The sequence below is a fragment of the Aquamicrobium sp. LC103 genome, assembly GCF_001014615.2.
Taxonomy (GTDB): domain Bacteria; phylum Pseudomonadota; class Alphaproteobacteria; order Rhizobiales; family Rhizobiaceae; genus LBCQ02.
Map to the genome: position 1 here is coordinate 146,456 of NZ_LBCQ02000007.1, position 11,854 is coordinate 158,309.

10 protein-coding genes are annotated in these 11,854 nt (G+C 65.9%); 4 read left to right on the forward strand and 6 right to left on the reverse strand.

Features of this window, described 5'->3' with window-relative positions; genetic code table 11:
* Window positions 1-70: 70 nt before the first annotated feature.
* Window positions 71-1,048, reverse strand: a complete 978-nt coding sequence (locus tag XW59_RS15165; protein WP_246666103.1) for a hypothetical protein — start codon at window positions 1,046-1,048, stop codon at window positions 71-73.
* Window positions 1,049-1,253: 205 nt separating this feature from the next.
* On the opposite strand from XW59_RS15165, the gene XW59_RS15170 reads away from it, so the two are divergent.
* Both XW59_RS15170 and XW59_RS15175 read left to right on the forward strand, forming a co-directional pair.
* Complete coding sequence (locus XW59_RS15170; RefSeq protein ID WP_047146238.1) at window positions 1,254-1,838, forward strand: nitroreductase; 585 nt, start codon at window positions 1,254-1,256, stop codon at window positions 1,836-1,838.
* A 3-nt stretch (window positions 1,839-1,841) separates the two neighbouring features.
* On the forward strand, window positions 1,842-2,447 hold the full coding sequence (locus tag XW59_RS15175; protein ID WP_047146237.1) for a flavin reductase family protein: 606 nt from the start codon (window positions 1,842-1,844) through the stop codon (window positions 2,445-2,447).
* 21 nt (window positions 2,448-2,468) lie between these two features.
* Here XW59_RS15175 and XW59_RS15180 read toward each other — a convergent pair whose 3' ends face one another.
* Together XW59_RS15180 and XW59_RS15185 are read right to left on the reverse strand one after the other, a co-directional pair.
* Window positions 2,469-3,341 carry a CoA ester lyase gene (locus XW59_RS15180; protein WP_047146236.1) on the reverse strand — a complete coding sequence of 291 codons (873 nt, stop codon included), beginning with the start codon at window positions 3,339-3,341 and terminating at the stop codon, window positions 2,469-2,471.
* A gap of 3 nt (window positions 3,342-3,344) precedes the next feature.
* Window positions 3,345-3,797, reverse strand: a complete 453-nt coding sequence (locus tag XW59_RS15185) for a MaoC family dehydratase (RefSeq protein WP_047146235.1) — start codon at window positions 3,795-3,797, stop codon at window positions 3,345-3,347.
* A gap of 126 nt (window positions 3,798-3,923) precedes the next feature.
* On the opposite strand from XW59_RS15185, the gene XW59_RS15190 reads away from it, so the two are divergent.
* A complete protein-coding gene (locus XW59_RS15190; RefSeq protein ID WP_047146234.1) occupies window positions 3,924-5,066 on the forward strand; it encodes a DUF2336 domain-containing protein in 1,143 nt (380 codons plus the stop codon).
* A 27-nt stretch (window positions 5,067-5,093) separates the two neighbouring features.
* Here XW59_RS15190 and parE read toward each other — a convergent pair whose 3' ends face one another.
* Entirely contained in the window at window positions 5,094-7,148 is a 2,055-nt protein-coding gene (gene parE, locus XW59_RS15195) for a DNA topoisomerase IV subunit B (RefSeq protein ID WP_047146233.1), read from the reverse strand.
* Window positions 7,149-7,469: 321 nt separating this feature from the next.
* On the opposite strand from parE, the gene XW59_RS15200 reads away from it, so the two are divergent.
* On the forward strand, window positions 7,470-8,621 hold the full coding sequence (locus XW59_RS15200; protein ID WP_047146232.1) for a GGDEF domain-containing protein: 1,152 nt from the start codon (window positions 7,470-7,472) through the stop codon (window positions 8,619-8,621).
* 42 nt (window positions 8,622-8,663) lie between these two features.
* Here the strand turns inward: XW59_RS15200 and gcvP are convergent, their stop codons facing one another.
* Together gcvP and gcvH are read right to left on the reverse strand one after the other, a co-directional pair.
* On the reverse strand, window positions 8,664-11,465 hold the full coding sequence (gene gcvP, locus XW59_RS15205) for an aminomethyl-transferring glycine dehydrogenase (protein ID WP_047146383.1): 2,802 nt from the start codon (window positions 11,463-11,465) through the stop codon (window positions 8,664-8,666).
* An 11-nt stretch (window positions 11,466-11,476) separates the two neighbouring features.
* Window positions 11,477-11,848, reverse strand: a complete 372-nt coding sequence (gene gcvH / locus XW59_RS15210; RefSeq protein ID WP_047146231.1) for a glycine cleavage system protein GcvH — start codon at window positions 11,846-11,848, stop codon at window positions 11,477-11,479.
* Window positions 11,849-11,854 lie beyond the last annotated feature (6 nt).

Sequence of the window (11,854 nt, forward strand, 5' to 3'; positions counted from 1 at the left end):
CGGCGACAGGCTGCTCCGCCCGAAAACTTTTCAAGCTCATGGCTCGATCGTTGTCGACCGTCGACCGCCGTCAATTGACGTCGGTGTCGTCGCCCTCGGTCTCGGTGGCAATCACCTCGACGTCCTGGTTGTGGCCGGCAACCACCGTGAAATCGCGCTGATAGATGCGGTCGCGGTTCTTGGCGACGACGGCATATTCACCTTCCGCCAGCACCATCGAGGCAAAGGCGCCGACGTTTTCGCGCACGAGGTCGCCTGAATCGGTCAGCACGGCCCAGGACGTGTCCGCTATCGCCTCGCCGCCGGGCTCGCGCACGAGTTTCATGGTGAGCTCGGCCGCCTTGTGCTCCACCGTCGCTTCCGTGAGCTTGCCCGCCTCGACGCGGATATCGGAGCGGATCACCGCGTTGACCGAGCCGTAGGTGGAGACGACGTGGTAGGTTCCGCTGTTCAGGCGGACGACCGTGTTCGGCTTTACGTCGGGAATGATCAGCGAGCGCTCGCCATTGGCATCCTGATGCACGTCGTAGATCGAAAAGCGCAGCTTGGCGGGCGGAATGCGCACGCCGCCGGAAAGCTCCGCGTCGAGCTTCAGGCCGCCGGCGTCGAGCACGAGGCTCTCGCTCCTTGTATCCTTGCCGATCGTGATGCGCTTGGTGGCGCCCGCCCGTCCGAAGGCGGCGTGGACGAGATAGCTTCCGGGCGCCAGATCGAAGGAGCTGGTTCCTCCTTGTGCCGAGGCGATCAGCGGCAGGCGGCCGTCCGGTCCCGCTTCCGGCCCGAATACGCGCCATACGAGCCCGCGATTTATATCGGCGGTTTCGTCCGTGAGGCGGGCGGAAAGGGTAACGGTTCCTTCGCCGAGGCGGGCGAGGGGCGCCTGGGTGTTGGGGGCCGCGTAATTGGAAATCCCGGGAAGCTTCAGTTCCGGAAGCGACGAGGCGGGGCTGCCCGGCTCGGGCCGAAGCGGGACGCTGGGCGCGCTCAGCGGCGCGCCACCGGGTGCGGCGAAACCCGGGAGGACGTCTCCCTCCTGAGCCACGGCCATGGAAATATTGCCCGCCGCAGCGAGAAACGCAGCGAATCCAAGGCCGAAGGTTGTTTTGATGACCCCTGCAAACATCACTTGCTTTGAAGCCCAAGCCGGTGGCAATTTCAAGGCGGAAATGACGGCATCGCCGTCTCACCTTTCAGTTGGCGCCGAACTTTCCTGTCGCGCCCGAACTCTTGCCGCGAAACATGGAGAATTCCGGTTGGCCTCACCTGTCGTCGATTTCCTGCTCACCCGGAAGTCCGCACCGATAACCGAATTGAAGGAACCTGCGCCCTCCGACGAGGAAATCAGGACCATGCTCACCATCGCCTCGCGCGTGCCCGACCATGGGCGTCTCGCCCCGTGGCGCTTCATTCTCTATCGCGGACAGGCGCGCGAGGCGATCGGCGAAAAGCTCGCGGATCTGGCGGAAAAACGGGAAGGCCCGCTGCCGGAGGCGCGCAGGCAGCAGGAGCTGACGCGGTTCTCGCGCGCGCCGCTGGTGATCGGCGTGGTCTCCGTTCCCAGGGAGAACCCCAAGATCCCGCAATGGGAGATGTTTCTCTCGGGGGCCGCGGCCGCGATGAACCTCGTTCATGCCGCCAATGCGCTCGGCTACGGCACCAACTGGATCACCAACTGGTATTCCGATACGGAGGAAGGCCGGCGCATACTCGGCCTTGCGCCGGAGGAGCGCGTGGTGGGCTTCGTCCATATCGGCACGTTCGAGGGCGAAGCTTTCGAGCGCCCGCGCCCGGAGGTCGAACTGCTTTATCGTGATTATTCCGGTCCCTGGGAGAGCTGAACCTTGTTCTACGAACCGGCCAAGGGCCACGGGCTCCCGCACGACCCGTTCAAGGCGATCGTCGCTCCGCGGCCGATCGGCTGGATTTCCTCGCTCGGCAGGGACGGCGCGCTGAACCTTGCGCCCTACTCCTTCTTCAATGCGCTGGGGTCGAACCCGCATCTGGTTATGTTCTCGTCGGAAGGCGAGAAGGACAGCGTGACCTTTGCCGCCGAAAGCGGCGAGTTCGTCGCCAATCTCGTCGGCCGCGACCTGGCCGAAAAGATGAACGCCAGCGCGGTCAACGCGCCGCGCGGCGTTTCCGAGTTCGAATATGCCGGTCTGACGCCGGCGCCGTCGCGGCTCGTCAAGCCGCCTCGCGTCGCCGAGGCGCCGGCGGCGCTGGAATGCAGGGTCACCGATATCCTGCGCCCGAAGGGGCTGGATGGGCAGGAGTCGGGCAACGTCGTCGTCGTGGGAGAGGTGGTCGGCGTACATATCGACGATTCGATGCTCACCGACGGCCTGTTCGACATCGTGAAGGCCGGCAATGTCGCCCGCCTCGGCTACATGGACTACTCGGCCGTGAACGAGATTTTCTCCATGCGCCGCCCGCGCTGGAAGGATTGAGGCTTTCACGGCTGGTTTCGGTTACCTGCCCTTGCCGGCGCGGGCGAGCAGGCGCTGCGCGCGCTTCAGGTGAGGGCGGTCGTACATCTTGCCTTCGATGCCGACCACGCCCGGATTGCCCGCCGCGTCGAAGGCATCCACGATCGCCTGCGCCAGCTCGATCGCGCCGGTCGACGGGGTGAAGATCTCATTGATCACCGGCACCTGCGCGGGGTGGATGGCCATGCGGGCGGTGAAGCCGTCGCGCACGCCTTGAAGCGAATCGCGGCTGAAGGCGTCCATGTCGCGGAAATTGGGAAACACGGTGTCGATCGCGGCGACTTCCGCGCCGGCCGCGGCGAGGATCGTCACGGTGCGGGCGAAACGGAAGACGTCGGTATAGCTGCCCGCCTCGTCGCGCGTTTCCTGCGCGCCGATCTCGGCGGAGAGGTCCTCCGCGCCCCATGTGAGACCGGCGATCCGCTGCTCGCCCGGCCGGTAGCTCGACGCGTTGAGCACACCGTGCGGTGTCTCGGTGATGATCGGGATGATGCGGGTGGCGCCGTCGGCGAGGCCGTATTCGGCCTCGTGCACGCGCAGCCGCACCGAAAGCCTCGCCACGTCGTCGGCATGGTTCGCCTTGGGCAGCATGATGCCGGTCGGTGCCGCGGGCATCACGGCGGCGAGGTCGTCGTCGGTCACGCCGGTCGAAAGATCGTTGACGCGGACATAGAGGAGGGGGCCGGTCCCGCCTGCATTGGCACGGATGAAATCGGCGGCGATGCCGCGCCCGGCCGCCTTGCGGTCGGCCGATACGGAATCCTCGAGGTCGATGATCAGAATGTCGGCGCCGGATTCGAGCCCCTTGGCGAGCTTTTTTTCCGAATCTCCGGGTACGAAGAGCAGCGAGCGCATCGGTCAGGCCTGCCTTTTCCGCATCATCGCCTGACGGACGCAGCGCGCCACCAGCACCCCGTCCTGGTTGAAGGCGCGGTGCTCGAACTCGACGACACCGCGATCCGGCTTCGACTTCGATTCGCGGACCGACTTGACCTCGGTCTCGACGCGGATCGTGTCGCCGTGGAAGACGGGGTGGGGGAACACGGTATCGGTCATGCCGAGATTGCCGATCGTGGTGCCGAGCGTGGTGTCGTGCACCGATATGCCGATCATCAGGCCGAGCGTGAACAGCGAGTTGACGAGCGGCTTGCCCCATTCGCTCTTGGCCGCGAAGTCGAAATCGATGTGGAGCGGCTGCGGGTTGAGCGTCATCACCGAGAAGAACATGTTGTCGCTCTCCGTCACCGTCTTGGTGAGCGGATGGCGGATCACCCGTCCCGGCTCGAACTCCTCAAGATACAAACCCGCCATCGCGCTCCTCCTTGATCCGCAACCTTCTTACCCGCCGCTGACGCCGACAGGTTAAGGGATATGGTGAACCGTTCGTAAACCATTTTTCTCTAGCGTCCAGCCTTGGTGGCAGGGTTTCGGTGGGGCATGGTTATCAGGCATTTCCTCAGATGGATCGGCAATGCGCGTGTCGCGGACCGTGTCGCGGCCGCAAGCGCGCTGTCTCACGCCTTTCTCGACCCGAACATGCCCTTCGAGGACCGCTGCGAGGCGGAAGCGGCCCTGACGCTGCTTCTCGACGATCCTTCCTCCAAGGTTCGCCTGGCGATGGCCGAGGCCCTGTCGATGAGCCGGCACGCGCCGCCGCAGATGATAGCGGCGCTTGCCCGCGACCAGGAGGAGGTGGCGGGCGTGGTCCTCATGCGCTCGCCGCTGCTTTCCGATCTGGACCTGATCGATCTGGTCGCCACCGCCCGTCCCGGTACACAGGAGACGATAGCCTCGCGGCCTCTCGTCTCGATGTCGCTGTCGGCGGCGATTGCCGAGGTGGGAGGGGAGACGGCCTGCCTGCGCCTCGTCGAAAACGACGGCGCCGAGATCGCGTCCCTGTCCTTCCGTCGCATCGCGGAACGCCACGGTCATTGCGCGCGGCTGCGCGAGACGATGCTGAAGCATCGGGACCTGCCGCCGGACTGTCGGCACATGCTCATGATGAAGCTGAGCGAGGCGCTGAAGCAGTCGCCGCTCGTGCTGGCGCTGATGGGCCCCGCCCGCGCCGAGCGCGTGACGCGCGAGGCCTGCGTGTGCGCCTCGGTTGCGCTGATAGATCATACCCGCGCGCAGGAACACGCGGCTCTCGTCGAGCATCTGCGCCTGCGCGGCGACCTGACCGTCGGCTTTCTCGTCCGCGCGGTTGCCCGGGGAAAGGTCGATTTCCTCGGCTCGGTTCTCGTGGCGCTGAGCGGCCAGCCGGAGGCGCGGGTGAGATCGCTTCTTGCCAAGGGCCGCGACGTCGCCCTCGGAGCGCTGCTGCGCTCGGCGGGACTGCCGGAGCGACTGCACGGCATCATCCTTTGCGCGCTGAAGGTCTGGCGTGACGTCGCCACCGGAAAGCGCGTTGCCGGCGCGCAGGAAGTGTCGTGGCTGATGCTGGTCGAACTGAACGCGACGCCTGGTCAATCCGGACCGGCCGAAGCCGATCGCGAACTCGCGGCACTCGTGAAGAGCATTCATCTCGATGCGCTGCGTGAAAACGCGCGCATGCACGCTGTGGCTATCGCCGCCGCCTGACCAGGAATCGTGCCGCGACGGGCGCGATCAGATATCCAGCTCCTCGGCGAATTCGGCGCGGTCCTGGATGAAGCGGAAGCGCAATTCCGCCTTCGTGCCCATCAACGCATCGACCGAGGATTTCGTCGCCGCTTCGTCGTCCAGCACGTCGACGCGCAGCAGCGTACGCCTCCTGGGGTCCATCGTCGTTTCCTTGAGCTGGGCGGCCATCATTTCGCCCAGGCCCTTGAAACGGCCGATCTCGACCTTGCCGCGCCCGGTGAACTCACTTTTCAAAAGCTGATCCTTGTGAGCGTCGTCTCGGGCATACATCACCTTGCCGCCCTGGCTGATGCGGTAGAGGGGCGGCACGGCCATGTAGAGATGGCCGTTTTTGATGAGCTGCGGCATCTCCTGGTAGAAGAAGGTGATGAGCAGCGAGGCGATATGCGCGCCGTCGACATCCGCGTCGGTCATGATGATCACGCGGTCATAGCGCAGGTCCTCGTCGCGATATTTCGAGCGCGTGCCGCAGCCGAGCGCCTGGACGATATCGGAGATCGTCTGGTTGGCGGTGAGCTTGTCGTGGCCGGCGCTGGCGACGTTGAGGATCTTGCCGCGCAGCGGCAGCACGGCCTGTTTGGCGCGGTCGCGCGCTTGCTTGGCCGAGCCGCCGGCCGAATCGCCTTCCACGATGAAGAGTTCCGCCCCGGCGGCCGCGTTCTGCGTGCAGTCGGCAAGCTTGCCGGGCAGCCGCAGCTTGCGGACCGCGCTCTTGCGGCTGACTTCCTTCTCCTGGCGTCGGCGCACGCGCTCGTCGGCGCGCGCGATCACCCAGTCGAGAAGCTTGGAGGCTTCCTGCGGATTGTCCGCCAGCCAATGGTCGAAGGGATCGCGGATCGCGTTTTCGACGATGCGCTGCGCCTCGACGGTGGCGAGCTTGTCCTTCGTCTGGCCGACGAATTCCGGCTCGCGGATGAAGGCGGAGAGCATGCCCGCCGCCGAGATCATCACGTCCTCGCTGGCGACGATCGCCGCGCGCTTGTTGCCGGTCAGCTCGGCATAGGCGCGCAGGCCGCGGGTGAGCACGTTGCGGAAGCCCGCCTCGTGCGTGCCGCCTTCGGGCGTCGGGATCGTGTTGCAGTAGGAGTTGAGGAAGCCGTCGCCGCCATACCAGGTGATGGCCCATTCGATCGAGCCGTGGCCGCCCTGTTTCTCGCTTTTGCCGGCGAAGATTTCGCGGGTCACCTGGAATTCCGAGCCCAGCGATGCGGCGAGGTAGTCCTTCAGGCCGCCGGGGAAGTGGAAGACCGCCTTGGCCGGCGTCTCGTCCTTTTCCTTCAGAAGCGCGGGATCGCACGACCAGCGGATTTCGACGCCGCCGAAGAGATAGGCCTTCGAGCGTGCCATCCTGTAGATGCGCGCGGGCTCGAAATGCGCGTTCTTGCCGAAGATGTCGGCGTCCGGATGGAAGCGCACGCGCGTGCCGCGCCGGTTGTGCACATCGCCCAGGCTTTCCAGTCCGCCCTGCGGAATGCCGCGCGAGAAGCGCTGGCGGTAGAGCTGGCGCCCGCGCGCGACCTCGACCTCCAGGACGTCCGACAGTGCGTTGACGACCGAGACGCCGACGCCGTGCAGGCCGCCCGAGGTCTCGTAGACCTTGGAATCGAATTTGCCGCCGGCATGCAGCGTCGTCATGATGACCTCGAGCGCCGACTTGTTCTTGAATTTCGGATGCGGGTCGATCGGGATGCCGCGGCCGTTGTCGGTGACGGTGAGGAAGCCTCCGGCGTCGAGCTCGACCTCGATGAAGGTGGCGTGGCCGGCCACCGCCTCGTCCATGGAATTGTCGATCACTTCGGCGAAGAGATGATGCAGCGCCTTCTCGTCGGTGCCGCCGATATACATGCCCGGCCGGCGGCGAACCGGCTCCAGCCCTTCCAGAACCTCGATGTCGGCGGCGCTGTAGTCCTCGCTGCCGTCCTTGGGCTGCGCGGCGCGCTTGGCGGCGGCCTGCACCAGCGGATCCGCCGGGCGCGACGGCGTCGGCGCGGGTGTCAGAGGCTTGGCGATATTGGAGAAGAGATCGTTGCTGTCGTCCATGAAAGCCTGTCGTCGGAATGCTTCGCGAATCGCCCAGGATAGTGCCACGCTTTCGCGTTCAAGGCGACGAGGTTCCTGTTACGTTCATGCCAATGGTCAAATTGAGGCGATAACCTTTAGATTTGGATAACCACCCCTTCAGTTGGGGCCCCGAAGGCAGGTCGATTTCGCTCCTGCGGCGCTGGATAAGCGCTAATGCTCCCGACTTCAAGACGGGCGCTTCGAATGGGTGTCTTGGTAATCCGATAGGAACATTTGCGTTCTATTCATGCGGGAAATGCAGCAACGCCGACAGTCGGCGATTGTGGCAAGGAGCGCGCAATGGGGTTTGACCTTACATCGCTGCTGCTGGCGGCGGCCGTTTCGGGCGCATGCCTCAGCGGCCTGATGATCGTCGCCTGGCTGACGGCCGCCGGCGAGAGATTCATGATTACGTGGGCCTTGGGCGCCCTGGTGGTGGTCGGACACGTCATCGCCTACTGGGCGCACAGCGCGAGCCCCAGCCTGTGGGCCGGAATGACGGCAATCGTGCTGCTGCCGGCCGGCCTCATGGTGCTGCTCGCGTCCACCTATCAATTGTGCAAGATCCCGATGCCGACGCGCGCTCTGGCGACGATCCTCGCGGCCTACATCTTCATGGCGCTGCCGTTGGCGGCGGCCGGCTATGACGGCGTTGCGCTGATCCTGCAGAACGCGCTTGCAACCGCGTTCCTGACGGGGAGCGCCGTTCTCTTTTGGCGCAGCCGCCGTGAATCCCACGGACACATGGCTTCGCTGGCTTTTCTTTACGTCTTGTGCGGCGTCTCATTCGGCCTCTGCGGGGTCGTGATCTTCTACGAAGGCCAGTGGTCGATCGGCTATCCGCCCGACAATTGGGCCGAGCGGCTGAACGTGGTGGTCGCGGTGGCGTGCACCACCGCTGGCGGTGCGCTGATGCTCACCATCAACCAGGCGATGCTCGCGCGCCGCCACCGGGTCGAATCCCTCACCGATCCGCTGACCGGGCTTCTCAACCGCCGCGCCCTGTTCTCGCTTTACGACGATCGGCTGTTCGGCGAGCATGCGGCGGCGGTCATGTTCGACATCGACCATTTCAAGCGCGTGAACGATACTTACGGCCATGCCGCCGGTGACGAGGTGCTCCGGCGTTTCGCTTCGGCGCTGTCACGATACAGCAGGCCGGGCGACGATCCCGTCAGGCTTGGCGGCGAGGAGTTCACCCTGATCATGACGCGCGTGACACGCGAGCAGGCGAGGGCCGTGGTCGGCGGCATCGCGGCAGCGTTCGCCGCCGAAAGTGTCATTACCCCGAATGGCGAGATCCGTTGCACGGTCAGCGCGGGCATCGGTTTCGGTGGACACCCCGCGACGACGCTTGACGAGATGCTGACGCGGGCCGATCGCGCGCTCTACACGGCCAAGAAGGCAGGCCGCAACTGCATCGAGGCGGATGATCTGCAACTCGCGAGCTGACGGCGGAAGGCGCCGCCGCAAGCCGCGGCGACGCATCGTTTGCTAGCTGGCCAGCGCCTCGATCGGCGGGCAGGAGCAGACCAGGTTGCGGTCGCCGCCCACATTGTCGATGCGCGAGACCGGTGGCCAGTATTTCGCGGCCGTTTCGGCATCGCCCGCCGGATAGGCCGCGATGAGCCGCGAATAGGGATGCTTCCAGTCTTCGGCCAGCGTTTCCGCCGCCGCATGCGGCGCATTGACGAGCGGATTGTCGTCGCGTGGCCACTCGCCCTTTTCAACCCGCCCGGCTTCCTCGGCAATGCCGATCATGGCGTCGCAGAACCGGTCCAGCTCGCGCTTGGGCTCCGATTCCGTCGGCTCCACCATCAGCGTGCCGGCGACCGGCCACGACATGGTCGGCGCATGGAAGCCGTAGTCGATCAGCCGCTTGGCGATGTCCTCGACGCTGATGCCCGCGCGTTCCTTGAAGATGCGGGTGTCGAGGATGCATTCATGCGCCACGCGGCCGTTGCGGCCCTTGAAGAGTACCGGATAATGATCCTTCAGCCTTTCGGCGATGTAGTTGGCCGAAAGGATCGCCATCTCGGTCGCGTGTTTGAGCCCGGTCGCGCCCATCATGCGGATATACATCCAGGTGATCGGCAGGATCGAGGCGCTGCCGAACGGGGCCGCGGATACCGCGTGCCGCGTGCCGCCGGCGACATGACCGGGCAGATGCGGCACGAGATGCGCCTTGACGCCGATCGGGCCGATGCCCGGGCCGCCGCCGCCATGCGGGATGCAGAAGGTCTTGTGCAGGTTCATGTGGCAGACGTCGGCGCCGAGGTCGCCCGGCCGCGCCAGCCCGACGAGGGCGTTGAGGTTCGCCCCGTCGAAATAGACCTGCCCGCCATGCTCGTGGATCAGCGCGCAGATGTCGCGAACGCCTTCCTCGAACACGCCATGCGTCGAGGGATAGGTGATCATCAGCGCCGCCAGCCGGTCGGAATACTGCGTCGCCTTGGCCTTCAGGTCCTCGACGTCGATGTCGCCGTCGTCGAGGCAGCGCACGACCACCACGTCCATTCCCGCCATGGAGGCGCTTGCCGGATTGGTGCCGTGGGCGGAAGAGGGGATGAGGCAGACGGTGCGGCCCGCATCTCCGCGCTCGAGATGGTAGCGGCGGATGGCGAGAAGTCCCGCATATTCACCCTGGCTGCCGGCATTGGGCTGCAGCGACACTCCGTCGAAGCCGGTGATCTCCGCAAGCCAGCCTTCGAGCTCGCCGATCATCGCACGGTAGCCTGCCGAATGCGCTTCCGGAGCGAAGGGGTGGAGATTGGCGACGCTCGGCCAGCTCACCGGCATCATCTCGGCGGCAGCGTTGAGCTTCATCGTGCACGATCCGAGCGGGATCATGGCGCGGTCGAGCGCCAGGTCCTTGTCGGAAAGCCGGCGCAGCAGACGCATCATCTCGGTCTCGGAGCGGTTCTCGTGGAACACCGGTTGCGTGAGAAAGCCCTTGCCGCGCGCCTTGCCGGGCAGGGCGCTCTGGGTCTCGGCCGGCACCTCGACGCCGAACAGCGCGGCGATTGCGAGAAGATCTGCCTCGGTCGAGGTCTCGTCGAAGCTGATCGCGAGCCTGTCGCCGTCGAGCACGCGCAGAAGCAGGCCCGCCTTCTCGGCCTCGCCTGCGATCCTCGCCGCCTTGCCCGGAACGGAGATGGTCACCGTGTCGAAAATCGCCTTGCCGGCGGTCTCCAGGTCCGCGCCTTCGATCGCCGCCGCGAGGCGGGCGGCGAGACCGTGGATGCTGCGTGCGATCGCCTGCAGGCCTTCCGGCCCGTGCCAGATCGCGTAGGCGACCGCCATGTTGGCGAGCAGCGCCTGCGCCGTGCAGATGTTGGAGGTCGCCTTGTCGCGGCGGATGTGCTGCTCGCGCGTCTGCAAAGCGAGCCGGTATCCCGGCCTGCCATGCGCGTCGGTCGACTGGCCGACGAGGCGTCCCGGCATCAGTCGCGTCAGCTTGTCGGAAACGGCGCAATAGGCCGCGTGCGGCCCGCCGAAGCCCATCGGCACGCCGTAGCGCTGCATGGAGCCGACCGCGATGTCGGCGCCGAGCGAGGCTGGCGCTTCGGTCAGCGTGAGCGCCAGCGGGTCGGCGACGAAGATGACGATCGCGCCGGCCGCACGGGCCTCGGCGATGGCGCCGGCATGATCGCCGTAGACGCCGTGCGTGTCCGGCCAGGAGACGATGAGCGCGGCGGTGTTCTCGCCGATCCCGCCGGCGCCGATCTTGATGCCGAGCGGCTCGGCGCGCGTCTGCACCACGTCGAGCGTCTGCGGATGAGGGGTGCCGGCAAGCACGATTTCAGTGCGTTTCTCGCGATGATGCCTGAAGGCGATGCCGACCGCCTCGGCCACCGCCGTCGCTTCGTCGAGCAGCGAGGCGGAGGCGACGGGCAGGCCGGTCAGCTCGCTCACCAGCGTCTGGAAGTTGAACAGCATTTCCAGCCGACCCTGGCTGATCTCCGACTGATAGGGCGTGTAAGCCGTGTACCAGGCGGGGTTCTCGAACATGTTGCGCTGGATCACCGGCGGTACGTGGACGCCGTGATAGCCGGCGCCGATGAAGCTCTTGAGAACCTGATTGTGGCCCATCCTCCCGGCAAGCTCGGCGAGCGCCTCGGCTTCGCCGACGGGTTCCGGAAGCGCCATGGCGCGGTCGAGGCGGATCGATTTCGGCACCGCCTGGGTGATCAGGGTCTCTACGGAAGGCAGGCCGAGCGCGGCAAGCATGGCGCGCGTATCCTGCGGTCCGGGACCGATGTGGCGATCTGCGAAGACCACGGTCTTTTCGCTCATCATGTCTCTCCTCAGCCGATCATCGCCTTGTATCCGGCCTCGTCCATGAGGCCGGAAAGCTGGCTCTCGTCGGCAAGCTTCATCTTCCAGAGCCAGCCGTCGCCGGCCGGCGAGGAATTGACCAGCGCCGGATCGGACGAAAGCTTGTCGTTGACCTCGGTGATCTCGCCGTCGACCGGCGCGTAGACGTCCGACGCGGCCTTCACGGATTCGACGACGACCGCGGCGTCGCCCTTCGAGACCGTGCGACCGACTTCGGGCAGCTCCACGAAGACGAGATCGCCGAGCTGCTCCTGGGCATAGTCGGTGATGCCGACGGTGGCGATGCCGCCTTCCACGCGGATCCATTCATGGTCGTCGGTGAAATAGGTCGTTGCTGCCATGGAAGA